General features: G+C 71.2%; 23 protein-coding genes. 9 read left to right on the forward strand and 14 right to left on the reverse strand.

From position 1 onward, the window contains the following. The first annotated feature begins 71 nt into the window (after positions 1 to 71). From D3A59_RS20190 to D3A59_RS20220, 7 genes are all read left to right on the forward strand, one after another. On the forward strand, positions 72 to 695 hold the full coding sequence (locus D3A59_RS20190) for a glutathione S-transferase family protein (protein WP_119157131.1): 624 nt from the start codon (positions 72 to 74) through the stop codon (positions 693 to 695). A 100-nt stretch (positions 696 to 795) separates the two neighbouring features. Beyond that, positions 796 to 1,245, forward strand: coding sequence for an AAA family ATPase (locus D3A59_RS20195; protein WP_119157132.1), 450 nt, complete (start codon positions 796 to 798; stop codon positions 1,243 to 1,245). Positions 1,246 to 1,354: 109 nt separating this feature from the next. Beyond that, positions 1,355 to 2,497, forward strand: a complete 1,143-nt coding sequence (locus D3A59_RS20200) for a metallophosphoesterase (protein ID WP_119157133.1) — start codon at positions 1,355 to 1,357, stop codon at positions 2,495 to 2,497. Positions 2,498 to 2,625: 128 nt separating this feature from the next. After that, complete coding sequence (locus D3A59_RS20205; protein WP_119157134.1) at positions 2,626 to 4,194, forward strand: methyl-accepting chemotaxis protein; 1,569 nt, start codon at positions 2,626 to 2,628, stop codon at positions 4,192 to 4,194. A 98-nt stretch (positions 4,195 to 4,292) separates the two neighbouring features. Beyond that, complete coding sequence (locus D3A59_RS20210; RefSeq protein WP_157991604.1) at positions 4,293 to 5,786, forward strand: alpha/beta fold hydrolase; 1,494 nt, start codon at positions 4,293 to 4,295, stop codon at positions 5,784 to 5,786. Positions 5,787 to 5,854: 68 nt separating this feature from the next. Beyond that, positions 5,855 to 6,103 carry a hypothetical protein gene (locus D3A59_RS20215; RefSeq protein ID WP_119157136.1) on the forward strand — a complete coding sequence of 83 codons (249 nt, stop codon included), beginning with the start codon at positions 5,855 to 5,857 and terminating at the stop codon, positions 6,101 to 6,103. A gap of 70 nt (positions 6,104 to 6,173) precedes the next feature. Further along, positions 6,174 to 8,075, forward strand: coding sequence for a SagB family peptide dehydrogenase (locus D3A59_RS20220; protein WP_119157137.1), 1,902 nt, complete (start codon positions 6,174 to 6,176; stop codon positions 8,073 to 8,075). 43 nt (positions 8,076 to 8,118) lie between these two features. Here D3A59_RS20220 and D3A59_RS20225 read toward each other — a convergent pair whose 3' ends face one another. After that, the gene (locus D3A59_RS20225; RefSeq protein ID WP_119157138.1) at positions 8,119 to 9,282 is read right to left on the reverse strand and encodes a PAS domain-containing sensor histidine kinase; all 1,164 of its coding nucleotides are present in this window, start codon (positions 9,280 to 9,282) and stop codon (positions 8,119 to 8,121) included. A 438-nt stretch (positions 9,283 to 9,720) separates the two neighbouring features. Here D3A59_RS20225 and D3A59_RS20230 point away from each other — a divergent pair, with 438 nt between their 5' ends. Then, positions 9,721 to 11,853 carry a putative bifunctional diguanylate cyclase/phosphodiesterase gene (locus D3A59_RS20230; protein ID WP_119157139.1) on the forward strand — a complete coding sequence of 711 codons (2,133 nt, stop codon included), beginning with the start codon at positions 9,721 to 9,723 and terminating at the stop codon, positions 11,851 to 11,853. A 104-nt stretch (positions 11,854 to 11,957) separates the two neighbouring features. Here D3A59_RS20230 and D3A59_RS20235 read toward each other — a convergent pair whose 3' ends face one another. The 3 genes from D3A59_RS20235 to D3A59_RS20245 form a co-directional block, all read right to left on the reverse strand. Further along, positions 11,958 to 12,467: a tellurite resistance TerB family protein gene (locus tag D3A59_RS20235; protein WP_119157140.1), complete on the reverse strand. Its 510-nt coding sequence runs from the start codon at positions 12,465 to 12,467 to the stop codon at positions 11,958 to 11,960. 252 nt (positions 12,468 to 12,719) lie between these two features. Beyond that, positions 12,720 to 13,526 (reverse strand): TerC family protein, encoded by an 807-nt coding sequence (locus D3A59_RS20240; protein WP_119157141.1) that lies wholly within the window; start codon positions 13,524 to 13,526, stop codon positions 12,720 to 12,722. Between the two features lie 167 nt (positions 13,527 to 13,693). After that, positions 13,694 to 14,398, reverse strand: coding sequence for a Bax inhibitor-1/YccA family protein (locus D3A59_RS20245; protein WP_119157142.1), 705 nt, complete (start codon positions 14,396 to 14,398; stop codon positions 13,694 to 13,696). Positions 14,399 to 14,489: 91 nt separating this feature from the next. On the opposite strand from D3A59_RS20245, the gene D3A59_RS20250 reads away from it, so the two are divergent. Next, positions 14,490 to 15,392, forward strand: a complete 903-nt coding sequence (locus D3A59_RS20250; protein WP_119157143.1) for a LysR family transcriptional regulator — start codon at positions 14,490 to 14,492, stop codon at positions 15,390 to 15,392. Between the two features lie 73 nt (positions 15,393 to 15,465). On the opposite strand, the gene D3A59_RS20255 is transcribed toward D3A59_RS20250, so the two are convergent. The 10 genes from D3A59_RS20255 to D3A59_RS20300 all read right to left on the reverse strand — a co-directional run bounded on the left by D3A59_RS20255 (position 15,466) and on the right by D3A59_RS20300 (position 26,961). Beyond that, positions 15,466 to 16,089 (reverse strand): exopolysaccharide biosynthesis protein, encoded by a 624-nt coding sequence (locus D3A59_RS20255; RefSeq protein ID WP_119157144.1) that lies wholly within the window; start codon positions 16,087 to 16,089, stop codon positions 15,466 to 15,468. 9 nt (positions 16,090 to 16,098) lie between these two features. Beyond that, positions 16,099 to 16,488 carry a hypothetical protein gene (locus D3A59_RS20260; protein ID WP_119157145.1) on the reverse strand — a complete coding sequence of 130 codons (390 nt, stop codon included), beginning with the start codon at positions 16,486 to 16,488 and terminating at the stop codon, positions 16,099 to 16,101. A gap of 28 nt (positions 16,489 to 16,516) precedes the next feature. Further along, the gene (locus D3A59_RS20265; protein WP_119157146.1) at positions 16,517 to 16,912 is read right to left on the reverse strand and encodes an HPF/RaiA family ribosome-associated protein; all 396 of its coding nucleotides are present in this window, start codon (positions 16,910 to 16,912) and stop codon (positions 16,517 to 16,519) included. A gap of 190 nt (positions 16,913 to 17,102) precedes the next feature. After that, positions 17,103 to 18,908, reverse strand: a complete 1,806-nt coding sequence (locus D3A59_RS20270; RefSeq protein ID WP_119157147.1) for a pectate lyase family protein — start codon at positions 18,906 to 18,908, stop codon at positions 17,103 to 17,105. A gap of 44 nt (positions 18,909 to 18,952) precedes the next feature. Next, complete coding sequence (locus D3A59_RS20275) at positions 18,953 to 20,209, reverse strand: pectinesterase family protein (RefSeq protein ID WP_157991605.1); 1,257 nt, start codon at positions 20,207 to 20,209, stop codon at positions 18,953 to 18,955. Positions 20,210 to 20,771: 562 nt separating this feature from the next. Next, entirely contained in the window at positions 20,772 to 22,439 is a 1,668-nt protein-coding gene (locus tag D3A59_RS20280; RefSeq protein WP_119157149.1) for a long-chain fatty acid--CoA ligase, read from the reverse strand. Positions 22,440 to 22,594: 155 nt separating this feature from the next. Next, positions 22,595 to 23,821, reverse strand: a complete 1,227-nt coding sequence (locus D3A59_RS20285; protein WP_119157150.1) for an acyl-CoA dehydrogenase family protein — start codon at positions 23,819 to 23,821, stop codon at positions 22,595 to 22,597. A gap of 44 nt (positions 23,822 to 23,865) precedes the next feature. Continuing rightward, positions 23,866 to 24,963 carry a phosphotransferase gene (locus D3A59_RS20290; protein WP_119157151.1) on the reverse strand — a complete coding sequence of 366 codons (1,098 nt, stop codon included), beginning with the start codon at positions 24,961 to 24,963 and terminating at the stop codon, positions 23,866 to 23,868. A gap of 15 nt (positions 24,964 to 24,978) precedes the next feature. Continuing rightward, entirely contained in the window at positions 24,979 to 25,752 is a 774-nt protein-coding gene (locus tag D3A59_RS20295) for an SDR family oxidoreductase (protein WP_119157152.1), read from the reverse strand. Positions 25,753 to 25,782: 30 nt separating this feature from the next. Beyond that, positions 25,783 to 26,961, reverse strand: coding sequence for an acetyl-CoA C-acyltransferase (locus tag D3A59_RS20300; RefSeq protein ID WP_119157153.1), 1,179 nt, complete (start codon positions 26,959 to 26,961; stop codon positions 25,783 to 25,785). Positions 26,962 to 26,988: the final 27 nt, after the last annotated feature.

Below are 26,988 nucleotides of genomic sequence, written 5' to 3' on the forward strand. Positions count from 1 at the left end.
GGCGCTGTCAAGCCACGCCCCGCCCGGCGCCCTCGCTGCCATTTGTGCAACAAAGCCCGCAACCCCGCCCGATGCTGAAGATCCTCGGCAAATCGTCGTCCATCAACGTCCGCAAGGTACTGTGGACCTGCGAGGAGCTCGGGCTTCCCTATGAGCAACAGCAGTGGGGCTCCGGGTTTCGCCCGACGGAGACGGAGGAATTCAAGGCGCTCAACCCGAACGCCATGGTCCCGGTGCTGATCGACGGCGAGTTCGTGCTGTGGGAATCGAACGCGATATGCCGGTATCTTGCAGGTCGCCAGGAGTGCGATCGCTTGCTGCCTTCCGACCTGCGCCAGCGCGCGCTTGTGGAGCAGTGGATGGACTGGCAAGCCACCGAGCTGAACAACTCCTGGCGCTATGCGTTCATGGCGCTGATCCGGCACAGCGCCGCGCATGCGGACGCCGCCGCCATTGCGGCCAGCGTCGAAGGGTGGAACCGGCACATGGGCATCGTGGAGGCCCAGCTGCGACGCACCGGCGCCTACATGACCGGAGAGACATTCACTCTGGCAGACGTCGTGGTCGGTCTGTCCGTCAACCGCTGGTTCATGACGCCGATGCAGCGGCCCGCCTACCCTGCGGTGGCGGCCTACCACGAGCGCCTCGACGCGAGGCCCGGCTATCGGGCGCATGGCCGCAACGGCACGCCGTAATCGCACGTCAGCTCCATCGGGCGGCAGGCGGCGGCCGCCCGCGGCTTACCATCGGCGCGATCCGGCAGGGCATCCCGTCCCGGCCCACCAGGGGAGCGAGGTGGAGGCGATCATCCTCATCGGCATCCAGGCCTCGGGCAAGACGAGCTTCTACCGCGAGCGCTTCTTCGACACGCACCTGCGCCTGAGCCTCGACATGCTGAGGACGCGCCACCGCCTGCACCTGCTGCTGCAGGCCTGCCTCGCGGCGAAGCAGCCCTTCGTGCTCGACAACACCCAGGTGCTGCGGCAGGAGCGCCTCGGGCCGATCGCGCAGGCGCGGGCCGCCGGCTTCTCGGTTCAGGGCTACTTCTTCGAGCCGCGCCCGGAGCGCGCGCTCGCCTGGAACGCGCAGCGCGCCGGGCGCGCCCTCATCCCGCCCAAGGGCCTGCTCGGCACCCTCAAGCGCCTGGAGCGGCCGACCCCCGAGGAGGGCTACGACCGGCTCTGGCGCGTCGAGATCGACGCGGCGGGGGCCTTCGTCGTCGCGCCCTGGCAGCCGCCGCCCTGAGGAGCGGGAAGCCGCGCGCCGCCGGCGCGTACGGATGGCGCGGCGCCCCTGCTCGCGCGGGGGAACGCGGCGGCGCGCTATCGTGACCGGCCGTCTCCCGAAGCCCGCCATGCGAAGCCTGCTGAATCCCTTCATCCTCACGGTGACCGCGATCCTGGCCACGGCCTACGCCTACGCCGCCTGGCGCCTCACCTCCTCGCTCGCCGGCGCGCTGCTGCTCGCGCTGCCCTTCCTGGCGATCTGGGTGGTGCCGGTGGTCTACTGGCGCCGCGGCCGCGAGGACGACGGGCGGCTCGACGAGATCGCCCATGTCGCCAGCTACCTGTGCATGGGTTGGGTCAACTTCCTGATCCTGGTGCTGCTCGCGCGCGACCTGCTGCTGCTCGCGGCGGGGCCGCTGTCGCTGCCCTGGCTGGAGCGCATGCTCGTCGCGGGCGGCGCGCCGCTGGTGTTCGTGCTGGCCTTCGCGGCGCTCGGGCTCGGCGCGCTCGCCGCGCTGCGCGGCCCGCGGCTCAGGCGCGTGCGGGTGCCGGTGGAGGGCCTGTCGCCGTCGCTCGAGGGGCTGCGCATCGCGCAGATCAGCGACCTGCACGTCGGCCCCACGATCGGGGCGGCCTTCGTGCGGCGCGTCGTGCGCATGGCCAACCGGCTCGAGCCGGACCTGACCGTGCTGACCGGCGACATCGTCGACGGGCCGGTCGAGCGGCTCGCGCCCGGCGTCGCGCCGCTGGCGGAGCTCGCCGCGCCGCGCGGCGTGTTCCTCGTGATGGGCAACCACGACTACTACTCGGGCGCCGCGGCCTGGATCCCGCATTTCCGCTCGCTCGGGCTGAAGGTGCTGCTGAACCAGGCCGAGAGCTTCGTGCGCCGCGGCGCGCGTGTCGTCGTCGGCGGCGTGGTCGATCCGGCGGTGCGGCTGTTCGACCCGCGCCAGTCGCCGCGACCCGAGCTCGCCGCCGCGCCCGAGCTCGGGCCCGCGTTCCGGCTGCTGCTCGCGCACAACCCGCAGCTCGCGCCGCTGGGCGAGCGCGCCGGCTTCGACCTGCAGCTCTCCGGCCACACGCACGCCGGGCAGTTCTTTCCCTGGACGCTCGCGGTGCGCTGGGTGCACATGCCGCACGTGGCCGGGCTGTCGCGGCAGGGCCGCATGTGGGTCTACGTGAACCCCGGCACCGGCAGCTGGGGCCCGCCGGTGCGCTTCGGCACGACGCCGGAGCTGACGCTGCTGGAGCTGGTACGGGCGCCGGGCTGAGTTCGTTCCCGGAACAGGCTTCGGGCCGGGTGAATGGTTCCTCGAAAAAAATTCGTCAGAAATGACTAAAGCCTTCGTCATGACTGACGATAACGAGGCCAATCCAACTCCTCTTCCGGTTACAGCACATGAACCTGCTCCGCTCGCTACGCATCGGCCGGCGCCTGGGCCTGGCGTTCGGCCTCGTGAACCTGATCTTCCTGGCCGTCATCGCGGTCACGGTCTACACGCAGGCCAAGCTTGCCGAGGCCGACCGCTGGAACGTCCACACCTACAAGGTCCTCGCCACCGGCAACGGCATGCTGGAGTCCATGCTCAACATGCAGTCCGGCGCGCGGGGCTTCCTGCTCACCGGCAACACGTCCTACCTGGCGCCCTGGACCGCGGGCCTGGCAGCCTTCTCCCGGAACTGGGAGGAGGCACGCCGGCTCACGAGCGACAACCCGACGCAGCAGCGACGGCTCGAGGCGATCCGAGCGCAGCACGAGCGGCTGCGGACGATGCTCGACGGCTTCATCGAGCGCCGCAGGGGCGCGGGGACGGATGCCCAGGCCCTCGCCCAGCTGACGCAGGCCTTGTCGGAGGGGCACGACAAGCAGGTCATGGACGCCTACCGGGAGCTGCAGGCGCAGTTCTTCGACGCCGAGTCGGCTCTGCTGGCCGAGCGTGCGGCGGTGGCGAAGGAGCTGCGCGAGACGAACACGCGCGTCGAGGTGATCGGCTGCGCGCTCGCCGTGCTGCTGACCTCGGCTCTCGGCGTCGCCATCACCCGCTCCGTGCTGGTGCCGATCCGTCAGGCGGTGGCCGTGACGGAGACCGTCGCCTCGGGTGACCTGCGCTGGAACACCGCGATCGACGGCAGCGACGAGCCGGCCGAGCTGTTGCGCGCGCTTCAGGCGATGAACGTCAGCCTGGCCGCGGTGGTGGGCGCGGTGCGGACCAGTTCGGACAGCATCGCGACCGCATCGGGCCAGATCGCCTCCGGCAACGCCGACCTCAGTCAGCGCACCGAGGTGCAGGCGAGCAACCTGCAGCAGACCGCGGCGTCGATGGAGCAGCTCACCGGTACGGTCGGCAACAACGCCGAGGCGGCCCGCAGAGCGGCGGAGCTGGCCCGTGCCGCAAGCGACGTTGCGGTGCAGGGCGGCGAGGCGGTCTCGCGCGTGGTCGAGACGATGGACGAGATCACGACCAGCTCGCGCAAGATCGCCGACATCATCGGCGTGATCGACGGCATCGCCTTCCAGACCAACATCCTCGCGCTCAACGCGGCGGTGGAGGCCGCGCGTGCCGGCGAGCAGGGCCGCGGCTTCGCGGTCGTCGCCGGCGAGGTGCGCACCCTCGCCCAGAGAAGCGCCCAGGCCGCCAAGGAGATCAAGGACCTGATCGGCGAGAGTGTGCGACGCGTGGAGGCGGGCAGCGGCCTCGTCGGCGACGCCGGCCGCACCATCGAGGAGGTGGTCACGCAGGTCCGCAGCGTCACCGACCTGATCAACGAGATCAGCGCGGCCACCCAGGAGCAGCGATCGGGCATCAGCCAGGTGGGAGACGCCGTGGGCCAGCTCGACCGGGTCACGCAGCAGAACGCGGCGCTGGTCGAGGAGAGCGCGGCCGCGAGCGACAGCCTTCGCCAGCAGGCGGCTCATCTCGTGGAAGCGGTGAGCCGCTTCCGGCTCGGCCAGGGGCAGGCCGCCTGAAACGGATAATCGCGGCCGTACCCGGCCGCACGTGACCGGTCCCGGCGCAAACCGGGCGGCGGCGCGGTTCCCGCACACTTACTCGACGAAGCCCCCTAGTGACCTCCCGTCTTGCCTGCGTTGCCGGCGACTCCTCCTGGCTGCCCCCACTCTCCGAGGAGGTGGCACGTTTCAACGACAGCGATGCCTTCCTGCTGCAGGCGGCCCCCGAGTTCGAGGTCTATCTGGTGCACCAGCACCAGAGAGGCATCGGCGGCGCCGATCTCGTCCGGCTGATCCGCAAGCGCGGCCCCGCGGGCATCATCGCCGTCTCCGCATCCCCGCGCGAGGTCTTCGCCCGGATGCTGGACCTCGGGGCGGACATGGTGGTGGAGCAGTCGCTCGACCGCGCGCAGTGGGAAGCGGCGATTGCCGCGGTGCGCAGGCGCTTGAAGCCGGGCGAGGAGTGCTGGCGGCTCGATGCCGCGCTGCGCGTGCTCCGGGCGCCGGGCGGCCGGGAGGTGCCGCTCAGCGACGCCGAGTGGATCATCATGGATTGCCTGGCCGAGGCGGGCGGCGAGGCCGTGGCGAGACAGACGCTTGCGGAGCGCCTGTGGGGCCCCTCCGCCCACGGCTGCATGGACAACGCCCTGCAGGCCAGCGTGTACCGCCTGCGCCGCCGCATCGAGGACGCGGTCCCGGGGCGGGCGCCGATCCAGTCCGTCTCACGCATCGGCTACCGCTTCGCGGCGGCGATGGAGCGCGAAGCGGCCCCGCCCCCCCCGCCGGCTCCCGAACCGGTGCTCGCGCCCTCGGTCCGGCACGGCGCTCGCTTCACCGGCGAGGAAGGCCCCGCACTGGTATTCGCGCACGGCTACGGCTGCGACCAGTCGACATGGGGAGCGATCGTGCCCGCGTTCTCCTGGGATCACCGGACGATGTCCTACGACCTCGCGGGCCACGGAAAAGCGGCCGCCGGGAGCTACGAGGCGCAGGGCCGGCACGCCAGCCTGGCCGGTCACGCGCACGACCTGCTCGATCTCTGCGACGAGGCGGGACTCGTCAAGCCGGTGTTCGTCGGCCACTCGGTGAGCGCGGCGATCGGCGTGCTCGCGGCCGCGGAGAGGCCGCAATACTTCGGGGCGCTGGTGCTGGTCGCGCCGACTCCGACCTATCTGAACGACGGGGACTACCGGGGAGGTTTCGAGCGGCAGGATCTGGAGCGGATGCTCGCGGAACTCGACGCGGACCCGTCCCGCTGGGCGCGGGGCATGGCGCCCGTCATCATGGGGAATCCCGACCGGCCGCAGCTCGGCGCCGATCTCGCCGCGTCGTTCTGCCGCCTGGAGCCCGCCATCGCGCAGCACTTCGCCCGCGTGACCTTCCTGTCGGACATCCGCGCCCGCCTGCGCGAGGTACGCTGCCCGGTGCTGCTGCTGCAATGCCGGGACGACCCGCTCGCCCCCGAGGACGCAGGCCGGTTCATGCACGAGGCGCTGCCGGGCAGCTCGCTCGCGCTGCTGCAGGCGACCGGGCACTGCCCGCATCTCAGCGCCCCGCACGAGACCGTCGCCGCCATCCGGCGCTTCCTCGCGCAGCGCCCGGCGCGCTGACCCCGCCCCCGGCCGGAGGTACGCCTCTTGCCGGCAAGCGGGATCATCGATTTTCGAAGGAGATCACCATGGGCAAATTCCTGCTCGGCTTTCTCGTCGGCATGGTCTCGACCGCCTCCTACATGTCGGCCCAGAGCCGCATGGCGTCGGGACGGGCGAGCCCGGCGACCGAGGGGCGGGTCGACGAGCTGTCGAGCGCGCTGAACAGCCCGGCGATGACGACGGTCGGCCTCAACGCGGGCGACGGCACGCCGAACCGGGGCGGTGGCACGGTGCGCGAGGCCTCGATCACCTCGCTCCCCGACACCCGCCACTGAGATCCCCGGCCGGGTCGCGGACCGGCCCGGCCTGCCGGGGGCGCTCCGCCACCCGCCGCGGCAGCCCGCGATGCCCAAGCTGCTCTGGGTGACGCTGCCCCTCGTGGCGGCGCTGCTCGTGCTCGGCCTGCAGTGGCTGCGCCGGCGACCGCCGACCCGCCACGCGCTCAACGTCTGGTCGAGCCTGCTGCTGTTGGCCTACCTCGCCGCGACCGCGGGGCTGGGCATCTTCTGGGTGGCCTACCAGCAGCTGCCGGTCTTCGACTGGCACTACCTGTTCGGCTACGCGACGGTGCTGCTGCTCGGGCTGCACCTCGCCTTCAACTTCGGCACCGTATGGCGCCACCTGAGCCGGCGCCGGGCCCCGGCCGCCCGCCCCCCGGCCGGGCCGCGCCCTGCAGGGCGGCGCCGGCTGCTCGCCGCGGGCGGCGCGCTGGCGGCCAGCGGCGCGGCCTACCTGCTCGGCCTGCGCCACGGCGGCGGCGGGGCGGGCCTGCCGGCCGCGGCCCCGGTGGCGGGGAGCGCCCCGCTGCCCGCCGCCGATGCGGCGCTGGCGACGGTCGAGCGCTTCCACGCCCTCTCGGCGCATTCGCGCAGGGGGCTGCTGATGCAGGCGCCGCCGGTGTCCTGGGGCGAGGCGCCGCCGCCCTTCAAGCGCTACCCGCAGGCGCCGCGCGTGGCGCTGCCGCCGCCGGCCTTGGGTGGCGCCTGGCCGGAACTCGCGGCGCTGGGCACCGCGCTCTGGCACGTGGCGGGGCTGACCGATCCGCGCACGGCGCTGAACCTGCGCGCTGCGCCCTCGTCGGGCGCGCTGTTTCCCACTGAGCTCTACGTGGAGGTGCGCGCGCTGCGCGGGATCGAGCCGGGGCTGTGGCACTACGACGCGCGCACGCACGCGCTGGAGCGGCTGGGCGATCAGGCCGAGGCCGCGTCCCTCGGCGCGCCGGGCGAGGCCGCCGCGCTGGTGGTGGCCACCGCGGTCTTCCGCCGCACCGGGCGCAAGTACCGCGACCGCACCTACCGCTACGTGCTGGCGGACCTCGGCCACGGGCTGGAGAACCTGCGCGTGGCGGCGCGCGCGGTCGGCGCGCCGGCCCGGCTGGTGGCCCGCTTCGACGAGTCGCGCGTGGCGGCCGCGCTCGGCATCGACGAGGCCGAGGAAGGCGTGCTGGCGATGATGGCGCTGCTGCCGCCGGGCACGCCCCCGGCGGCCGGGGACGCGGCTGCCTGCCTGGCGCCGGTGGCGGTCCCGGCCGGCGCGACCGCCGCCTCGGCAGCAGCAGTACCGCTGGGCGTGACGGACGCGGTGCACCGGGCCACCTCGCTGCGCCTGGCTCCCGGGGCGGGACCGCCGCCGCCCGTGCCGTCGCCGCACGGTCCCCTGCCCCTGCCGCCCGGCGGCGTCGCGCTGCCCCCGGCGGCGGCGCTGCGCGCCGACGTGCTGGCGCTGATCGCCGCGCGCCGCTCGGTGCGCCGCTTCGAGGCGACGCCGCTGCCGCTGGAGGCGCTCGCCGGCGTGCTGGCTGGCATCGCGCAGCCGCCGCAACTGTCGCCCGCGGTGCACGTCGACTTGGTCGTCAACGCCGTCGCGGGCCTCGCGCCCGGCGCCTACCGCCACGACCCGCAGCGGCAGGCGCTGCTGCCCAAGCGCGTGCCCGCGGACCTGCGGGCGGCGGCGCACGCCGCGGCGCTGGACCAGGACGCGATCGGCGGCGCGGCGGTGGTGTTCGTGCTGTCGGTGGAGCGATCCGCATTCGCCGCCGACGCCTGCGGCGCCGCGCGCGGCTACCGGCACGCCTTCCTCGAGACCGGGCTGGTCGGCGAGCGCATCTACCTGGAGGCCGGCGCGCGCGGCCTCGGCGCCTGCTCGGTCGGCGCCTTCTACGACGACGAGGCCTCGGCGCTGGTGGGCGTCGATCCGGCGCGCGAATGGGTGCTGCACTTCTCCGCGCTCGGCATCCCGGCGCGCTGAAGCCGGAGTGCCCCGCCTGCCCGTGCCGCCCGGCGCCGGGCGCTCAGGCGGGCGCCGGCGGAAGCGGAGCGGCGACGCGCGGCTGCTCCAGCGGCAGCCGCAGCGAGAACTCGCTGCCCTTGCCGGGCCCCTCGCTGCGCACCTCGACCGAGCCGCCGTGCAGTTCCGCGATCTGCTTCACGAGCGCAAGGCCGATGCCCATGCCGTCGGGCTCCAGGCTCTCCGCGGAGGGCGCGCGCGTGAAGAGCTCGAAGATGTGCGGCAGCGTCTCCGGCGCCAGCCCGACCCCGGTGTCGAGGACGCGGACCACGACCTGGCTCGCCTCGACGGTGGCCTTGAGCCACACCTGCCCTCCCGAGGGGGTGTAGCGCAGCGCGTTGGTCAGCAGGTTGGTCACGGCCTGCTGGAAGCGGCCCCGGTCCAGCTCGACGAGGATCGGCGCCGGCGGCACCAGCAGGTGCAGCGCCAGGCCGCGGGCCTCGAACTGGGGCCGCAGGCCGCTGGCCAGATCGTCCAGCAGCACCCCCAGGTCGATGCGCTCGGGATGCAGCCGCAGCTTGCCGGTCGCCGCCCTTCCGGCATCGGCCAGGTCGTCCACCAGGCGGCGCAGCGCGTCGAGCTGCCGCTCGATGATCTTCAGCGGATGGGCGATGGCCTCGGTGCAGGCCGGGGTCAGGCGGATCAGCTGCACCGCGTTGAACAGCGGCGCCAGCGGGTTGCGCAACTCGTGCGCCAGCGTCGTGACCGCGACCTCCTTGTAGGCCTTCGCGTTCGCGAGCTCGCGCAGGCGATTCTCCAGCGTCTCGACGTAGGTCCGCTTGTCGGTGTGGTCGCGCACCACCTTGGCGAAGCCGATCGCCTGTCCATGGGCGTCGCGCAGCGCGACCGCCGAGCCGCTGACCCAGATGCGCGTGCCGTCGCGGCGCACGTGCCAGCGGTCGTCGTCCGCCCGCGGACTGTGCAGCGCCTCCTGAAGTTCGAGCACCGGCAGGCCGCGCTGCCGGTCCTCCTCCGTAAAGAGGATGTCCCCTCCCTGGCCGATCATCTCGGTGGCGGTGTAGCCGAAGATGCGCTCGGCGGCCCCGAGCCAATGCCGGACCCGGCCGTCGAGGTCCATCAGGATGAGGGCGTGGTCCTGCGTCTGCCGCAGCCACAGCTCGAGCAAACGATCCTTGCGCGGGATTGCGCCCGCTTCGCTGGAAGCCATGCTTGTTCCGTTTCTTGGCAGGAGTGCTCTGCCGGTGGCAGGCAATCCTCATGCGAAGCAAGGGCACGGCAAGCGACTCGGGCACCGCATCTTCCCGGGACTCGCGTGCCAGCCGCCCGCTTGCCGGAAAAAGGAGGAATTGCACCGAAAGTGCGTGCGCCTCGTCTTCGAGGGCGAGCTGCCAATCAGTGACCCTAAACCTATCGAAAATAATGCTTGGGTATTTTTGCGTGCATCTCTCGGCCTGCCTTTCGGCAAGCGGGGACGCTCCTACCAGGAGTGCGGGAGCGAGCAAAACCGGAACGTGAAATATTTTACAGAACGTGACAGGAGTCGACCTCTGTCCTTAGTAACCATTGCTTAAACTGAAGTATTCAAATGTGAACCAGTCGTGACAACTCCTACCTTGGTGCGTCGCAAAGGTCGCGCGCCCAACAGATGTCACTCGAATTCATGCAACCGGAGTACGACCTCCCGGTGGTCGCACTGTCGGTACTGATCGCCTCCTTCGCGTCATACGTCTCGCTCGACCTTGCCGGTCGGGTCCGCAACCGCGATCCGCTCTCCGCGTTGATGTGGACCGCCATCGGCGCGCTGGTCATGGGCTCGGGCATCTGGTCGATGCACTTCGTCGGCATGCTGGCACTGTCGCTGCCGGTCGTGCTCGGCTACGACCCTCTCGTCACGGTGATGTCCTGGGTTGCCGCGGTCGCGGTCTCGGGCCTGGCACTGAGCTTTGCGGCGCGCCCGCAACTCAGCAACCGGGCGCTTCTGGCCGGCGCGGGCCTGATGGCCAGCGGCATCTGCGCGATGCACTACCTCGGGATGGGGGCGCTGGAGATGTCGCCTCCCATCGTCTGGAACCCCTGGCTGGTGGTGGCCTCGGCCGTGATCGCCGCGACGGCCTCGGCCGCCGCGCTGCGGATCTTCTTCTGGAGGAACGGCGACGGCGGCCCGCGGGGCCAGGCCGCGAAGATCGTCGCCGCGCTGGTCATGGGCCTGGCCATCAGTGGCATGCACTACACGGGCAGCGCCGCCGCCGGGTTCCCGGCAGGGACCGTGTGCCTGAGCCAGGACGGGCTGGGAGGCCTCGATCTCGGGCTGCTCGTCGCCGTCGCCTGCGTGATCCTGCTATGCATGGGCCTGTTCGCCTCGGCACTGGAGGCGCGCATGCAGGCCACCGTGCTGCGGCTGGCCGCCACCCTCGCGTCGGCGAGCGAGCAGCTCAAGGGTGCCAATGCCGAGCTCCAGCAGATGGCGCTGCGCGATCCGCTCACTGGCGTTGCCAACCGCGTGCTGTTCCAGGAGCGCCTGGGCCAGGCCTTGCAACGGCTCGACCAGGGCGCGATCAAGAAGCTGGGCCTGCTGTTCATCGACCTCGACGGCTTCAAGCCGGTGAACGACGGCTATGGACACGCCGCCGGGGACGAGGTGCTGCGGCAGGTGGCGGACCGGCTGCGGGCCGGCTTGCGGGAACACGACGTGCTGGCGCGCATCGGCGGCGACGAGTTCGTCGTGCTGGTCGAGCGTGTCCGAGACGCCTCGGAGCTCGCGCGGCTGGGGCAGCGCATGATCGATGCGATGGCGCCCCCCTTCGAGGTGGCCGGCCGGCCCGTTTCGCTGTCCTGCTCGATCGGCGGTCTGGTGCACCCAGACCAGGGTCAGCGCGAGATGCTGATCGCGGATGCCGACGCGGCGATGTATGCCGCCAAGCGCGGCGGCGGCGGCGCCTTCGCGCTGTTCGAGCCGCACATGCACGAGGACGTTTCGGCACAGATCGAGATGCGGCAGTCGCTGCGGGAGGCGATCGAGCGCGGGCAGCTCTTCCTGCACTACCAGCCCAAGGTCGATGGCCGGTCCGGGGAACTGAAGGGGCTCGAGGCCCTGCTGCGCTGGACCCATCCCCTGCAAGGGCCCATCCCTCCCGACAGGTTCATTGCGGTGGCCGAACGCTTCGGGCTGATCGTGCCGCTCGGGAACTGGGTGATCGACGAAGCCTGCCGTCAACTCGCGGCTTGGCGCGCCGATGGCATTCGTCTGACGGTATCAATCAATCTCTCCGCCCATCAGCTGAGGCAGACGGAATTGGTCGATCAGGTGCGGTCCGCCTTGCAGCGACATGGCGTGGATCCGCAGCAGCTGATGTGCGAGATCACCGAGTCGGCCGCGATGGAGCACGGCCACGCGACGCACCAGGTGATCGAAGGGCTCACGGCAATCGGCGTGCGGCTGTCGATCGACGACTTCGGCACGGGCCATTCGAGCCTCGCGTCGCTGCGGCAGTTGCGCGTACGCGAACTCAAGATCGACCGGATGTTCATCAGGGACATCGCGGTTAGCCAGGATGCCCGGGCGATCGTCGACGCCATCGTGCGGCTCGCGCATGCGCTGGGACTGCGCGTGGTCGCGGAAGGCGTCGAGACACCGCAGCAGCGCGAGGTGCTGAACGCGCTCGGCTGCGACGAGCAGCAGGGCTTCCTCTTCGCCCGGCCGATGCCGGCCGCCGAACTGATCGGCACGCAGGCAGGGCGCGTCCTCGCCGGGACTCGCGGCGTCCCTGCTCCCGCCTGACGGGAGCCGGGTCGCGGAAGCGGCACCTGCGGCCGCTCCGCCGCTGTCGGGGCAGAGGGACGGCAAGTGACAGGGGCACATTGAGTGCCCCTCCAACAGTCAGATCACGACAGCGACAGCTTGACCTGGTAGCCGGGCTGGTTCTTCGGGTGGCTCTGGCTCGTGAAGACCGAGCGGTCGTTCTTCAGCAGCATGACCTCGAAGAACGGCCGGAACCGCTCCTCGGTGACCTGGAAGGCCGCCATGAACTTGCCGAACAGCTCCTGCTCCTGCGGCTCCGGCTGCCCGTCGGCCAGCGAGGAATCGATGAGGTTGAGCAGGATGCACATCTTCTGCGCGTCGCTCAGCAGCGGCGCGGCCTCGCGCAGGAACTCGTCCAGCGAATGCTTCCTGCGGTACTTCACCGCGCTGTCGAGCAGCTTCTGGTTCTGCGCGCCGACGCCGATCACGCCGCCGCCCTGGTCCTGCCCGCCGAGCACCGACAGCAGGTGGCCGATCTCCTCGTTGTCGATCTCCCCGTCGGCCGACATCATGTAGAGCAGCGAGGTGGCGAAAGCGAGGTGGGGCGTCATCTGCTCGCCGGCATCGCTCTTGAACATGTCAAACAGACCCATTTCTTATTCCTGTCTTCAAGTAGTCAATCAATCACTGGTCGTTCCGGGCGCGCGCGGGCGCTCCATCCATCCGCCGCGGCGCGCCTTCTGATTTCATCGCATCGATCCGTCTTCTCGTCTCGCCGGCAGCTTCCGCGACCGGCCCGGGTCCTTCCCGGCACGCCCTCCTTTCTTCTGCACAGCCGCTCATCCCGGCCCCGGGCGGCGCGACCGCGGGCCGCGGCCGCCGGGAGCGGGGTCAGGGTTTCCGTTTCAGCAGGAGCGGGGCTCCAGCGCCTGCGGGGCATCCGCCACCTCCGCCTGCTTGGCTCGGCGCTTGGCACGGGCGCGCAGGTTGAGCGCCTCGACGAGCAGCGAGAAGGCCATCGCCGCGTAGATGTAGCCCTTGGCGACGTGTACCCCGAAGGCCTCGGCCGTCAGCGTCATGCCGACCATCACGAGGAAGGCGAGCGCCAGCACCTTCACCGACGGGTGGCGGTCGACGAAGTCGCCGATCGACTTGGCCGCGACCAGCATCACGACGACCGCGGTGATCACCGCCGCGACCATCACCCCGATGCGGTCGACCATGCCGACCGCGGTGATGACCGAGTCGAGCGAGAAGACGATGTCGATCACGGCGATCTGGGCGATGATCCCCCAGAACAGGTTGCGGCTCGCGCCGCGCACCGCGTGGGCGGCCTGCGCCGCGTCGCTGCCGTGCTCGGACAGGCCGTCCTGCTCGCGCGCCTCGACCTCGATGAATATCTCGTGCGTCGCCTTGTAGAGCAGGAACAGGCCGCCCAGCAGCAGCACGATGTCGCGCCCGCTGAAGCCGTTGCCGAAGACCGTGAAGAGGTCCTCGGTCAGGCCCATCACCCAGGTCAGCGAGAACAGCAGCAGCAGCCGCGTGATCAGCGCGAAGGCGAGGCCGAGGCGCCGGGCCTTGTCGCGCACCCCGGGCGGCAGACGCCCGACGAGGATCGAGATGAAGATGATGTTGTCGACGCCCAGGACGATTTCCAGGGCGGTCAGCATCGCGAAGGCGATCCAGAGGTTCGGGTCGAACAGGAATTCCATGAATACTTCTTGGTGTCGGGGCGATGCGCCCCGCAGGAGCGGGAGCACGCGGCGCTGCCGGCCGCGGCCAGGGGTTGGAAATCCGGAGGCCGTGAAAAGGATTCGGCCTCCGGCACCGGGAAGGGACGGGGCGCCGCGGCGCCCCGGTGGAGCTCAGTCGCTGCCGTTCAGTCGCTGCTCGACGTGAAGCCGAACAGCTGCAGCAGCGCGGTGAACAGGTTGAACAGCGACACGAACAGGCCGGTGGTCGCCATCACGTAGTTCGTCTCGCCGCCGCGCACGATGCGCTGCGTCTCCCAGGCCAGCATGCCGGCCATCAGCAGCACGACCATCGCCGAGACCGCGAGCGACAGCGCGCCCATCTCGAACACCGCCGCGCCGATGCCGGCGAGCACCGCGACGATCATGCCGATGAAGAGGAAGGAGCCCATGCCGGAGAGATCGCGGCGCGTCGTCATCGCCCAGGCCGACATCGCGAGGAAGACCGTCGCGGTCGCGCCCAGCGCCATGGCCACCACCTGCGTGCCGCCCGGCAGCGCCACGACCTTGCTCAGCAGCGGCCCGAGCGTGTAGCCCATGAAGCCGGTGAGCGCGAAGGTCAGCGCGACGCCCGCCGCCCGGTCGCGGAAGCGCGTGACGAGGAACAGCAGGCCGAAGTAGCCCGCGAGCGTCAGCAGCAGGCCCGGCGCCGGCAGGCCCCAGGCCATCGCGGCGGTGGCGACGAGCGCGCTGAAGCCGAGGTTGAACCCGAGCAGCGCATAGGTGTTGCGCAGCACCCGGCGCGCCGAGTCGGCGTGCAAGGGCCTGGCGTGGTCCGCCGGCACGGGGACGGCGACGGCGGTGATGCGGGATCGATCGTCGTGGATGTTCATGAGGGTGCTCCTTCCGGGGACGAAAGATAGGGCACACTCTTCTTCGAAAAAACAAGCATCCGAAGGAATGACACTTCGGAAATTCCGAACCATGGCCACCCCCTTCAACTACCGCCACCTCTACTACTTCTGGGTCGTCGCCAAGGAGGGCGGCATGGCGCGGGCCGCCGAGCGGCTCGACATGGCGGTGCAGACGGTGAGCGCGCAGGTGCGCGAGCTCGAGCGCTCGCTCGGCCACGCGCTGCTCAAGCCCGCGGGCCGCGGCGTGGCGCTGACCGAGGCCGGCGCCGTCGCGATGGCGCACGCCGACCAGATCTTCCAGATCGGCGAGCGGCTGCCGGCGGCGGTGCGCGAGGCGGCCACCGGGCAGGCGCTGCGGCTGGCGGTCGGCATCTCGGACGGGCTGCCGAAGCTCGTGGTGCGGCACCTGCTGCAGCCGGTGCTGGAGGACGCGCGCGTGCGGCTGCTGTGCCACGAGGACGAGATCGAGGGCCTGCTCGCCGACCTGGCGCTGCACCGGCTCGACATGGTGCTGTCCGACCGCCCCGCGCCGCCGAACCCGAACCTGAAGCTCTACAGCCACCCGCTCGGCGAGGCGGCGCTCGCGTGGTATGCGCCGGTCGCGCTCGCGTCGGCCTGCGCGGCGCCCTTCCCGGAGTGCCTGTCCGAGCTTCCAGTGCTGCTGCCCACCGGGCATGCCGCGGTGCGCACGCGGCTCGACCACTGGTTCGAGCGCAAGGGGATCCGCCCCGGCGTGGTCGGCGAGTTCGAGGACAGCGCGCTGCTGGCGGCCTTCGGCCGCAGCGGCCTGGGCGCCTTCCCCGCCTCGCGCTGGTCGCACGAGGAGTTGACGCAGGTGCACGGGATGCACCTGCTCGGCGACTGCCCGGAGGTCGTCGAGCACTTCTACCTGATCTCCGCGCAGCGCCGCATCCAGCATCCGCTGGTGCAGCGCGTGCTCGATGCGCCGCAGGGCGCGACGGCGGCGGCCTGAGCAGGCGCCCCGGCGGCTGCGGACAGGGCCGCGCCGGCCGCGAGCGGCGCGCACCGCAGCCGCCGCCGTGGCTTCAGTGCCGCAGGCCCAGCCAGGCCAGCACGGCCTGCGCGCCCTCGACCAGGACCTGCCCCATCGCGAAGGCGTAGCCGACCGCCGCCACGCCGACGAGCGCCGACAGCAGCAGCGCCCGCCCGTCGCGGAACATCCAGCCCAGGCTCAGCAGCGCGAGGCTCAGGCTCGGCAGCACGTTGCCGAGCGGCAGCGGCAGCAGGATCAGCGCGCCCATCAGCGCGATCCACCCGCCCCACCAGGGATGCGTGCTGCGATGGCACAGCAGCAGCCAGCGGGCGGCGAGGAAGCGGCTGGCGGCGGCGTAGGTCCAGGCCAGGGCCTGCAGGCAGCGCCGCGACCAGGTTTCACTGAGCGCCACCCGGTGCAGCCGCTCGGGAATGCAGGCGGCATCCCAGTCGCGGTGCCAGCGCCACGCGAGCGCCAGGATCACGAAACCCAGCACCGAACCGAGGCCGACGAGCGGCGCGGCGCTCAGCATCGCCAGCAACAGGAGCAGCACCGCGGCGGAGGCCTGCCCGTGCAGGGCCAGCAGGTCCGGCAGCGTCAGGCCCGGCGCGGCGAGCACCGACCGCGCCCGGTGGCGCGCGGCGCGGCGGAAGACGGCAGCGAGTCGCTTGGACATGGGCGGTCCTCAGGCGCCGCGCGCCTGCCGGTGCAGCAGGCGCCCCACCGCGATCTGTGCCGTCGCGGCCAGCACGAGCATCAGCAGCAGCCCCAGGCCCCACCCGATCCAGACCAGCGGCGCCAGCCAGCCCAATAGCGACCCGAGCAGCGGCAGCGCGTCGCGCAGCGCATCCAGGCTCCAGAGCAGGCTTTGCTGCATCGCCCGCAGCAACCCCGGATCGACCCACAGCGCGACCCACTCCGGCACCGGCCATGCAGCGGCGGCCCGGCCGAGGTTCTCTGCCTCGCCGGAGGCGAACACCGCCGCGGCCCATCCGGCCATCTCCGCCGCCACGAAGGCGCCGGCGGTCCACATCAGCGCCAGCAGGCCGAAGACCATCCAGATGAGGAGCTTCATCGCCCCTCCCCCGCCCGTCCGTTCGGACTCATGCCCATTCGCCGCCTCCTTCCATGTCCCGCTCGCATGCCGAGCCCCGGCGCGCCGGACTTCCGCCCGCGCGCGGCCCCCGCCGATCCGCACGGCGTTGCCGCTGCCAGGCCCGGACCAGCGCCTGGACGGCACTGTGCAGCGCCTGTGCGAGCGCGGCGCCGGCGCTCTGCGCCCGGCTGGTGACGACCAGCACACCGCGCGAGTGCGTCACGAGCGTCACCTGGCATTGCTGGTCGATGCCTCCACGGGGACCGTTGAGGTCACGTAGCAGGATGCGCGCCTGGATCACCTCCTGGGCCGCACGGCGGAGCATGAAGCGGGCGCGGGCCAGCGCTCCGTCCCGGAAGGACTGCGCGTCGTCCTGGCAGGGGGCATGGATCCGGATCTGCATGACGGTTCTCCTCGTCGAGTGGGTCATGCCCGCACGGTAAGCGCTCGGACGCGCCGGAAAAACCAGATGCAGCCTGAGCTCAGGTCAGGATTTGCCGAAGTTTCGACCTTCCGTCCCGCAACTGCGGCCGGGCGGGCGCCGCGACTCTCCGGCACGCGCGGTACCGGATCGCAGCGCCCTCCCCTTCCCCTTACAGCTTGCCCGCGCCGGCCTTCGCCAGCACCTCGGCCTTGACGGCGCCCGTCGGCTGGGCCGTGTAGGCGTAGCTCGTGCCCGGCTTCCAGTAGTCATTCAGGGAACGCACCAGCACCGTGCTGCCGCCGGCCCGGCCCTGCGCTGCGGCGAGCAGGCTGCCGTCGGCGAGTGCCGTGCCGTTGAGCAGCGTGCCGATGTCCTGGAAGTAGGTGTCGCAGTCGGCGGCGGAGTAGCCTGCCGCGACGCACCTGTCGCGGTTGGCGGTGGTCGACGACACCGAGTCGCCCATCGTCAAGCGGGACGGCGTCGGCAGCGCGTCCCCGATGGCGCCGGGCAGGATCTCCAGCATATTGTTCTCGACGTAGAGCTTGGACGCGGTGCCGATCTGCCAGGCCACCGACCAGGCGTAGTCCGGCGAGGGCAGGCTGCTGCTCCGCGGCTTGAGCGTGCCGGTGTAGTAGTTGTTGTAGACGTGGACCTTGCCGAAGCGGCCGCGCGGCTGGCGCTGCACCGTGTCCTGGTAGTGGTTGTGGTGCAGCGTGACCGCGAGCTTGTCGGGGCCGTAGCTCGCCACCTCACGGTTGCCGTCGCTGAAGCGCTCCGCGACGTCGTTGCCGCCGATCAGGTGCGTCTTGTCGTGCTGGCGGAACTGGTTGTAGGAGATCGTGACGCGGTTGCCGAACATCGTCACGTCGACCAGGCCGTCGTGGTGCTGCACCTTCTGCTCGGGCACGTTGAAGGGCGCCGCCCAGGTCGGCACCGGCGGGTCCATCTTGTCGGGGCGGGCACCATCGCTGAAGGTGTTGCGGTCGATCCAGACGTTGGTGGCGTTGAGCACCGAGATCAGGTCGTACTCGGCGTTCCAGCGCCCGCCCCTGCGGCTCGGGCACTTGTGCGGGCCGGTGTCGGCGACCGCGTCGTAGACCTTGCGGCAACTGCCGGTGTTGAACTCGCTCGCGGTGATGCTGAACGAGTCCTTCGGGTCCCAGCCGGGGAACATGTCGTAGGAGTCCTCGAACGCGATGTTGCGGATCACGATGTTCTCCGCCCTGATGTTCTCGGCGAGCAGCGTCCGGCCCGCCGCGTCCTTGCCCGAGCCGAAGCTGAAGTCGCCCAGGCGCAGGTTGCCATTCATGATGCGGGCGTCGCTGCCGAGGCCGAGGATGGACGTGTTGGAGCCGACGCGCAGCACCACGCGCCGGGCCTGCTCGTTCGCGAAGCAGGCACGCTGGCCCTCGAGCGTGAGCTTGCCGTCGGCATCGGTGAAGGGCAGCAGCGGCGGCCGGTTGTCGGCCTCCAGCGACTGCCTGATCCACAGGTTCGGGTCGTAGGCCGCCTTGTACGCGGCGTCGAACTCGGCGAACGAGGCGTAGCTCGTCTCGCACTTGCGCATGTAGTCCTCGTGCGTCAGCGGCACGCCCTCGTCGTCGACGTTGAGGTCCACGGTGCCGCTGATGTAGATGATCTTCCTCGTGTTGTCGGGACGTGCCGCGAGCGGGTCGTCCACCACCTTGCCGTACAGCGCCTTGACGAGCTGCTGCCGGTTCTTCACGACGTAGACATGCTTGGCGTCGGCGCCCTCGCCGCCGGTGACCGGGTAGCTGCCGCCGTCCGCGCCGACGGTGGCCCAGCCGTCCGCTCCGAGCGACGAGGGCGGGTTCGCAACCTTCTTCGCCGCGATCGGCGTGCGCGCCGGGCCGTCGCCGGCCTCCCCGCCGCCGCCGCAGGCGGACAGCAGCGCGGCGAGGCACGCCAGGGTGATCGTGGTGACGGCAGGGCGCCGGATGTCGGAATTGTTCATGGGTTCGCTGGGGTGGGTGCTGTGGGAAATCGGAGCGGCGGCGTTCAGCGCGCGGGCGCGTTGTGGAACTCGGCGAAGCGGTTGCCCTCGGCGCTGTAGGCGCGGCCCGAGGTGGACCGGGCCCAGGGGTCGAGCGGGCGGATGTGCGCGCCGAGCGTGCTGTTGCGGATCAGCAGCTGGCCGTTCGGCGAGCGGCCGGCGACGTAGGGATTGGTGGCGGCGTTGACCCCCTCGTCCCAGGCGCGGCCGAGGTGGATCGTGCCGGCGGGCGCGCCCGCGTCGGCGGTGAGCTCGCTGTTGATGATCAGCATGCCGTAGCGGTGCAGCGGCGAGGTGCTCGGCGCCAGCATCGCGGTGCCCTGGCCGACGGGCAGCCGGGTGCTCAGGTAGTGCAGCGTGCAGCGGTGCAGCACCATCGTGCCGCGGCCGAAGACGAAGTCGACGTCGCCCTCGACATGGCAGTCGCGGAAGTAGGCGCGCGAGACGGTCGAGGCATTGGCCGTCTTCACGTAGAGCGAGTCCTGGTGGCCGAGCACGCGCACCCGGTCGAACACGAGCCGGTCGGCCTGCGTCATCAGCGCCACCGCCTGCGCGCCGCTCGAGCCCGAGGCCCCGGCCGGGTAGCCGCTGCCGTGGACCACGTCCTTCATCGCGTCGTTGGCGAAGGTGAGGTTCTTGGCGTGGAAGTCGTCGCTGTAGATCGCGACCGAGGCGCTGCCGCTGGTGCCGTAGGTGCGCGACGACAGGCTCGGGTTGCAGGGGTTGGCCGACTCGACGTTCGCCACCTTGGGGCGGCCGTTGTAGTTGCCGTTGACGATCACGACCTCGCCGGCATCGGCGCCCGCGCCGTAGAGCGTGATCGGCGCCTTGTCTCGCACGCACACCAGCTCTCGGTAGGTGCCGGGCTTGACGAGGATGAAGTGGCGCGGCGCGCCGCTCGCCGCGGCCGGCACCGCGTCGAGCGCCGCCTGCACCGTCGTGTGGGTGCCGCTGCCGTCGGCCGCGACGACGAAGTCCGGCGTGAAGCTCGCCACCTCGCCCACTTCCGGCGGCATCCAGCCATCGGTGCTCAGGCCGCTGCCGTCGCTGCCGAGCTGGCCCGCCTGCGCGAAGTAGCGCGCGATCGTGTACTGCGCGGCCTCCTGTCCGTCGAGCTGGGGCCGCGTGGCGGTGCCGGCCGGCGGCTTCGCCAAGGGCGCCTCCCGGGTTTCGGCCGCACCGCCACCGCCTCCGCCGCAGGCGCTCAGGAAGGCGGAGGCGACCAGGGCGGCGACGAGGCCGAGCCGGAATGGAGACTGCATGGAGGGGTCCTCTCTGGTGAAGTGCGGCGCCATCGGGGGCGGAACAATAAATTGAAACGACGTTTCGTTATAGGACATCGTATGAGTGGAGCGAGCGAAAGACATCCTCGACAACCCCGATAGCGGCGCCTCCTTGATCTTTGGTAAGACCGTCTTCCTGCAGATCAGAGGATGAGCCTGGACGCTCCCCTCCCTGGGGAGGTTGGCGCCCAAGCGCGGCAAGGAGTTACGACGACGTACTTCTTCTGACGGTGTTCGAGCGGAGGGGGCGCGCAGCGACACGGAGGGCGGGACTGCGGCGCCATGGGGTGGCGGCGCGGTCCGGCCTGCGCACGCGATGTGCAGCGCGCTGCGCCGGGGCTGGCGCGCAAGGGGGGAGCGCCTGCGCGGCGACGAGCGCGCAGGGCAAGGCTCGGGAAGGACGGCCCAGCAGGGGCCGGCCGATGGACGGGCGCTCTTGCGGCGAACCCGGCGGGGTGCACGCCGGCCCGGACAGCGCCGTGCCCGGGGGACAGGCGTGGCGGGACGGCCGCTGCGCCTCCTGCCTACGCCGATGGCGGGCTCACGCGTTGCGCGTGGCGTTCTCCGCGTCCTGCAGCGCCCGCCACTGCACCTTGCCGGTGCCGGACTTGGGCAGCGAGTCGGCGAACTGGACGATGCGCGGCGCCTTGTAGGCGGCCATGTTCTCGTGGGCCCACTCGACGAGCTGCTGCTCGGTGACCTGCCCGCGCTGCGCCTCGCGCAGCACGACGATCGCCTTGACCGTCTCGCCGCGCTTGTCGTCCTTCGCCGCAATCACGCAGGCCTCCTGGATGGCCGGGTGGCGGTAGAGCAGCGCCTCGACCTCGGCCGGCCAGACCTTGAAGCCCGAGGCGTTGATCATCCGCTTCAAGCGGTCGACCATGAAGAAGTAGCCGTCCTCGTCGGTGCGCGCGAGGTCGCCCGTGCGCAGGAAGGGCTTGCCGTCGATCTCGACGAAGCTCGCGCGCGTCGCGTCGGGCTTGCCCCAGTAGCCCTGCATCACCTGCGTGCCGTTGACGACGATCTCGCCGACCTCGCCGGGCGGCAGCTCCCGGAAGTCGTTCGGATCGACCACGCGCGCGTCGACGCCGAAGATCGGGATGCCCAGGCACTGCTTCTTCGGCCGCTGCGGCGGGTTGATGTGCGTCGGCGCGATCGTCTCGGACATGCCGTAGCCCTCGACGTAGTCGAGGCCGAGCAGGTCCTTCATGCGCTGCGCCACCGCGTCGGGCATCGCCGCGCCGCCGCCGCTGATGCGCCGCAGCGAGGACAGGTCGAACTCCGTCACCTTCGGGTGCGACAGCATGTCCACCACCATCGCCGCGATCAGGCTCAGGTTGCTGATGCGGTAGCGCTCGACGCAGCGCAGCGCCGCCTCGCGGTCCCAGCGCGGCAGCAGCACCACCGTCGCGCCGAGGTAGAGCGGGCCGTTCATGCAGCCCTCCATGCCGGTGACGTGGAACAGCGGCAGCGTGGCGAGGAAGACCGAGTCCGGCGAGGTCGAGAACCAGGTCATCGACGACACGGCGTTGAACATCGTGCTGCGGTGCGTGTGCATGCAGCCCTTCGGGTGGCCGGTGGTGCCCGAGGTGTAGGGCATCACGCACAGGTCCTCGGGGCCGGTGTCGAGCGGGCGGGGGCGCAGGTCGCGCGCCAGCGCCTCGCTCCAGGCCACCGCGCCCGCGTCCGTCACCGGCTGGCGCGGCGCCTTGACGAACTCGGGCAGCGGCAGCTCGGTCGGCACCTTCAGGTAGTCGGCGTAGCAGGCGACGACGAGGTGCCTGAGGCCGCGCTGCAGCGGCGGCGCGACGTGGCGGTACAGGTCCTGCGGCACGAGCGCCGTGGTCGCGCCGGCATCGTCGACGTAGTGCTGCAGCTCGTCGGTGAGGTTCATCGGGTTGACCGGCACGACGACCGCGCCGGCGCGCAGGATCGCGTAGTAGCCGATCACGAACTGCGGGCTGTTCTGCATGTAGAGCAGCACGCGGTCGCCGCGCTTGACGCCGCACTCCTGCTGCAGGTAGCCGGCGAGGCGCTCGCACTCGTCGCGGAACTCGGCGTAGCCGATCTGCGTGTCGTAGAAGACCAGGAAGGGCTTGTCCGGGTAGCGGCGCGCCGCGACCTCGACGTTGTAGTAGAGGTTGGTCTCGGGCACCGTCAGGTGCAGGGGCAAGGCGGTCGGCCAGTGAGCGAGATGGCGGTCGGACATTGGGGGAGGACTCCAGCCGGGTTTCACGGGGACGAGCTCCGCCCGCCGCCGCGGGCCGCCCGGGCCTCGCGGCCGGGGCCGCCCGCGGCGGGGCGCGGGGGAAACGATCGGGGAGGACGGGCGTCGGCGTGCCCGTCCCGCGGGGCGCGGCCCGCTCAGCGCGCCGTCATGTAGCGCTCGAGCTCGAGCTTGCCGATCTGGTTGCGGTGCACCTCGTCGGGGCCGTCAGCGAAGCGCAGGGTGCGCGCCTGCGCGTAGGCGGCGGCGAGCGGGAAGTCGTCGCAGACGCCGCCGCCGCCGTGCGCCTGGATCGCCCAGTCGATCACCTGACAGGCCATCGTCGGCGCGGCCACCTTGATCATCGCGATCTCCTTCTTCGCGACCTTGTTGCCCACCGTGTCCATCATCCAGGCGGCGTTGAGCACCAGGAAGCGCGCCTGGTCGATCAGGATGCGCGCGTTGGCGATGCGCTCGCGCGTCACGCCCTGGTCCGACAGCGGCCGCCCGAAAGGCCGGCGCGACAGCGCGCGGCGGCACATCAGCTCGAGCGCGCGCTCCGCGAGGCCGATCAGGCGCATGCAGTGGTGGATGCGGCCGGGGCCGAGCCGCCCCTGCGCGATCTCGAAGCCGCGGCCCTCGCCGAGCAGCACGTTCGTGACCGGCACGCGCACGTTCTCGAAGCTCATCTCGCCGTGGCCGTGCGGCGCGTGGTCGTAGCCGAAGACGTTGAGCGGGCGCTCCATCCTCACGCCCGGCGTCTTCATCGGCACTAGGATCATCGACTGCTGGCTGTGGCGGCTCGGGTTGTCCGGGTCGGTCTTGCCCATGAAGATCAGGATCTCGCAGCGCGGGTCGGGCGCGCCCGAGGTCCACCACTTGCGCGCGTTGATCACGTACTCGTCGCCGTCGCGCTCGATGCGCGCCTCGATGTTGGTGGCATCCGACGACGCCACCGCGGGCTCGGTCATCGCGAAGGCCGAGCGGATCTTTCCGTCCAGCAGCGGCAGCAGCCACTGGCGCTGCTGTTCCTCGTTCGCGTAGCGCACCAGCGTCTCCATGTTGCCGGTGTCGGGTGCGGAGCAGTTGAAGGCTTCGGGCGCGATGTGCGAGCGGCCCATGATCTCGCACAGCGGCGCGTACTCGAGGTTGGTGAGGCCCGCGCCGTACTTCGACTCGGGCAGGAACAGGTTCCACAGGCCCTGCTCGCGCGCCTTCTCCTTCAGGCGCTCCATCACCCGGGTCGGCACCCAGGGGTTGCCGGCGGCGCGGTTGGCCTCCACCTCGTCGTGGTAGGTGGCCTCGTTGGGATAGATGTGCTCCTCCATGAAGGCGCCGAGGCGCTTCTGCAGGTCCTGCACCTTCGGCGAGTACGAGAAATCCATCGCTGTCTCCTGTCCTGTGGTCCGTTGTGTTGGAGGGATCGTGTTCAGGCGCGCGCCAGCAGCCGCTCGACCGCGGCCCAGGCCTGCTCGGCCAGCGGCCGGGCGCGCTTGCCGGTGGCCACCGCCTCGGCGCTCGACGCGTTGCCCTGCAGCGCGCGGGCGGCCACGCCCTGCAGGATGCCGGTGAGGCGGAACATGTTGAAGACCATGTAGTACTCCCAGTCGCGCTCGGGGATGCCCTCGCGGCCGGTGCGGCGGCAGTAGGCCGCCACGTACTCGGCCTCGGTGGGGATGCCGAGCGCGGCGAGGTCGGCGTCGGCGAGGCCGCGCGACGTGGGCCCCTGCGTCATGCGCCAGCTCATGCAGTGGTAGGCGAAGTCGGCGAGCGGGTGGCCGAGCGTCGACAGCTCCCAGTCCAGCACCGCGACGATGCGCGGCTGCTGCGCGTCGAAGATCACGTTGTCGAGCCGGTAGTCGCCGTGGACGATGCGCGTCTCGTCGCCGGCCGGGATGTTCTTCGGCAGCCACTCGATCAGGTTCTCGACCGCCTCGATGCGCTCGGTCTCCGACGCGCGGTACTGCTTGGTCCAGCGCGCGACCTGGCGCTCGAGGTAGCCGCCGGCCTTGCCGTAGTCGCCGAGGCCCGCCGCCACCGGGTCGACCTGATGCAGCGCCGCGATGACGCGGTTCATCTCGTCGTACATCGCGCCGCGCTGCGCGGGGCTCATGCCGGGCAGCTGCGGGTCCCACAGCACGCGGCCCGGCACGTGGTCCATCAGGTAGAAGGCGGTGCCGATGACCGAGTCGTCCTCGCACAGCGCGTGGGTGCGCGGCACCGGCACCTCGGTCGCGCCGAGCGCGGTGATGACGCGGTACTCGCGGTCCACCGCGTGCGCCGAGGGCAAGAGCTTGCCCGGCGGCTTGCGGCGCATCACGTAGTGGCGCTCGCCCGCGCGCACGAGAAAGGTCGGGTTGGACTGCCCGCCCTTGAACTGCTCGACCTGCAGCTCGCCGTCGAAGTCCCCGACCTTCTCGCGGATGAAGGCGGCGAGGCGCGCGACGTCGAAGGCGTGCTGCGGCGCGACGGGCCGGGTGCCGACGAAGCGGTCTTCGAGCGTCGGCGCGGAAGTGGCATTGCTCATCGGCCCGGCCTCCCTTCAGACCACGCTGTTGCCGCCATCAACGGCGAGCGCCTGGCCGGTGACATGGCGCGAGGCCTCGCTGGCGAAGTAGACCACCGCGCCCTTGAGGTCCTCGTCGCTGCCGATGCGGCCGAGCGGCGTGCGCGAGGTCAGCGCGTCGCCGAGCTTCTCTATCAGGCCGTTGGCGAGCTTGCTCGGGAAGAAGCCCGGGCAGATCGCGTTGACGTTGATGTTGTACTTGCCCCACTCGGAGGCGAGCGTGCGCGTGAAGTTGACGGCCGCGCCCTTGGAGGTGTTGTAGGCGATCGTCGTCATGCCCGGCGGCGTGCCGCGCAGGCCCGCGATCGAGGCGATGTTGATGATCTTGCCGCGCTTGGCGGGGATCATGCAGCGCCGTCCCACCTCGCGCGCGAGGAAGAACGGGGCGTCGACGTTCAGGCGCATCACCTTGTGCCAGGCCTCGTCCGGATACTCCTCGGCGGGCGCGCCCCAGGTGGCGCCGGCGTTGTTGACGAGGATATCGATGGTGCCGAAGCGCTCGACCACCGCGTCGACCAGCGCCGGGATCTGCTCGAACTTCTGCAGGTCGATCACATGGGTGAGCACCTCGCAGCCCAGCCCTTCCAGGTGCGCCCGGGCCTCGGCCAGCTCGTCGGCCTTGCGCGCGCAGATCGCCAGCTTGCAGCCCATCTCGCCCAGCGCCTCGGCCATCTGCAGCCCGAGGCCGCGCGAGCCGCCGGTGACGAGGGCCACCTTGCCGCTCAGGTCGAACAATGCCTTCACGCTCATGCCTGTCTCCTTGAATGTAGTTGCCGGTTCTCAGACCACCTCGAACAGCCCGGCCGCACCCTGGCCGCCGCCGATGCACATCGTCACGACGACGTACTTCGCGCCGCGGCGCTTGCCCTCGATCAGCGCGTGGCCGGTCAGCCGCGCGCCCGAGACGCCGTAGGGGTGGCCGACCGCGATCGCGCCGCCGTTGACGTTGAGCCGCTCGTCGGGGATGCCGAGCTTGTCGCGGCAGTACAGCACCTGCACCGCGAAGGCCTCGTTGAGCTCCCACAGGCCGATGTCCTCGACCGAGAGGCCGGCGCGCGCCAGCAGCTTCGGGATCGCGAACACCGGACCGATCCCCATCTCGTCGGGCTCGCAGCCGGCGACCGCGAAGCCGCGGAAGATGCCCAGCGGCTGGATGCCGCGGCGCTCGGCGAGCTTCGAGTCCATCACCACGCAGGCCGAGGAGCCGTCGGAGAACTGGCTCGCGTTGCCGGCGGTGATGACGCCGCCCGGCATCGCCGAGCGGATCTTCGCGACGCCCTCGAGCGTCGTGTCGGGACGGATCCCCTCGTCCGCCGCGATCGTCACCTCGCGGCGCGTGATGCGGCCGCTGGCCTTGTCCACGACGCCCATCACGGTCGTCATCGGCACGATCTCGGCGTCGAACAGGCCCGCGGCCTGCGCCGCGGCGGCGCGCTGCTGGCTGCGCACGCCGTACTCGTCCTGCGCCTCCTTGGAGATGCCGTAGCGCTTGGCGACCTGCTCGGCGGTCTGCACCATGCTCCAGTAGATCTCGGGCTTGTGCTCGATCAGCCACGGGTCGCGGCGCATGTGCGGGTTGGCCTCGTTCTGCACGCAGGAGATGCTCTCGACGCCGCCGGCGACCATCACCTGCGCGCCCTCGACCATCACGCGCTGCGCGGCCAGCGCGATCGACTGCAGGCCCGAGGAGCAGAAGCGGTTGATCGTCATGCCGGCGGTCGTCACCGGCAGGCCCGCGCGCAGCGCGATCTGGCGCGCGACGTTGCCGCCGGTGGTGCCCTCGCCGAAGGTGCCGCCCATGATGACGTCCTCGACCTCGGCGGGGTCGATGCCGGCGCGCGCCACCGCGTGCCGCACCGAGTGCGCGCCGAGCGTGGCGCCGTAGGTCATGTTGAAGGCGCCCTTCCAGGACTTGGCGAGTCCGGTGCGGGCGGTGGAAACGATGACGGCTTCGTTCACGAAGGTCTCCTCGATGTCTCTTTGCAC

Origin of the sequence: Caldimonas tepidiphila, from assembly GCF_003569765.1 — a bacterium.
In the GTDB taxonomy this organism is placed as follows: Bacteria; Pseudomonadota; Gammaproteobacteria; order Burkholderiales; family Burkholderiaceae_C; genus Caldimonas; species Caldimonas tepidiphila.

Coding starts and splice junctions, on each gene's coding strand:
- D3A59_RS20190 (WP_119157131.1), top strand. CDS start 72: ATGCTGAAGATCCTCGGCAAATCGTCGTCCATCAACGTCCGCAAGGTA.
- D3A59_RS20200 (WP_119157133.1), top strand. CDS start 1,355: ATGCGAAGCCTGCTGAATCCCTTCATCCTCACGGTGACCGCGATCCTG.
- D3A59_RS20205 (WP_119157134.1), top strand. CDS start 2,626: ATGAACCTGCTCCGCTCGCTACGCATCGGCCGGCGCCTGGGCCTGGCG.
- D3A59_RS20215 (WP_119157136.1), top strand. CDS start 5,855: ATGGGCAAATTCCTGCTCGGCTTTCTCGTCGGCATGGTCTCGACCGCC.
- D3A59_RS20220 (WP_119157137.1), top strand. CDS start 6,174: ATGCCCAAGCTGCTCTGGGTGACGCTGCCCCTCGTGGCGGCGCTGCTC.
- D3A59_RS20225 (WP_119157138.1), bottom strand. CDS start 9,282: ATGGCTTCCAGCGAAGCGGGCGCAATCCCGCGCAAGGATCGTTTGCTC.
- D3A59_RS20230 (WP_119157139.1), top strand. CDS start 9,721: ATGTCACTCGAATTCATGCAACCGGAGTACGACCTCCCGGTGGTCGCA.
- D3A59_RS20235 (WP_119157140.1), bottom strand. CDS start 12,467: ATGGGTCTGTTTGACATGTTCAAGAGCGATGCCGGCGAGCAGATGACG.
- D3A59_RS20240 (WP_119157141.1), bottom strand. CDS start 13,526: ATGGAATTCCTGTTCGACCCGAACCTCTGGATCGCCTTCGCGATGCTG.
- D3A59_RS20245 (WP_119157142.1), bottom strand. CDS start 14,398: ATGAACATCCACGACGATCGATCCCGCATCACCGCCGTCGCCGTCCCC.
- D3A59_RS20250 (WP_119157143.1), top strand. CDS start 14,490: ATGGCCACCCCCTTCAACTACCGCCACCTCTACTACTTCTGGGTCGTC.
- D3A59_RS20255 (WP_119157144.1), bottom strand. CDS start 16,089: ATGTCCAAGCGACTCGCTGCCGTCTTCCGCCGCGCCGCGCGCCACCGG.
- D3A59_RS20260 (WP_119157145.1), bottom strand. CDS start 16,488: ATGAAGCTCCTCATCTGGATGGTCTTCGGCCTGCTGGCGCTGATGTGG.
- D3A59_RS20265 (WP_119157146.1), bottom strand. CDS start 16,912: ATGCAGATCCGGATCCATGCCCCCTGCCAGGACGACGCGCAGTCCTTC.
- D3A59_RS20270 (WP_119157147.1), bottom strand. CDS start 18,908: ATGAACAATTCCGACATCCGGCGCCCTGCCGTCACCACGATCACCCTG.
- D3A59_RS20275 (WP_157991605.1), bottom strand. CDS start 20,209: ATGCAGTCTCCATTCCGGCTCGGCCTCGTCGCCGCCCTGGTCGCCTCC.
- D3A59_RS20280 (WP_119157149.1), bottom strand. CDS start 22,439: ATGTCCGACCGCCATCTCGCTCACTGGCCGACCGCCTTGCCCCTGCAC.
- D3A59_RS20285 (WP_119157150.1), bottom strand. CDS start 23,821: ATGGATTTCTCGTACTCGCCGAAGGTGCAGGACCTGCAGAAGCGCCTC.
- D3A59_RS20290 (WP_119157151.1), bottom strand. CDS start 24,963: ATGAGCAATGCCACTTCCGCGCCGACGCTCGAAGACCGCTTCGTCGGC.
- D3A59_RS20295 (WP_119157152.1), bottom strand. CDS start 25,752: ATGAGCGTGAAGGCATTGTTCGACCTGAGCGGCAAGGTGGCCCTCGTC.